1 pseudogene is annotated in these 263 nt (G+C 36.9%); it reads left to right on the top strand.

Going from position 1 to position 263, the window contains the following annotated elements:
- Window positions 1-58: 58 nt before the first annotated feature.
- A pseudogene (locus ACFINO_RS11360) lies at window positions 59-263 on the top strand (heat-shock protein Hsp20); the annotation flags it as partial.

The following is a 263-nucleotide window of genomic DNA, read 5'->3' as shown; positions in this document are numbered from 1 at the left end:
AGAAGGATGGAACAAACGCTTTATTTAGAGTATAGCCGCTTTAAAGAGGACATTCACAATGACACATGTGACGCCTTTCTCCAATCCTTTTCTCTTAGGATTTGAAACAATAGAAAAAACATTGCGACGTATTGGTAAAGCTGATGAAACTTATCCCGCTTATAATATTGAGCGTTTACACAAAAATGATGATGCAAGCCATATACGCATAACTTTGGCTGTTGCTGGCTTTAAAGTCAATAATCTCAATATCTTGCTCGATG

This window comes from Bartonella sp. AA83SXKL, assembly GCF_042196965.1.
Taxonomy (GTDB): Bacteria; Pseudomonadota; Alphaproteobacteria; order Rhizobiales; family Rhizobiaceae; genus Bartonella.
Note: the sequence above shows the minus strand (reverse complement) of the source record. Positions and strands in the feature narration are given on the sequence as shown.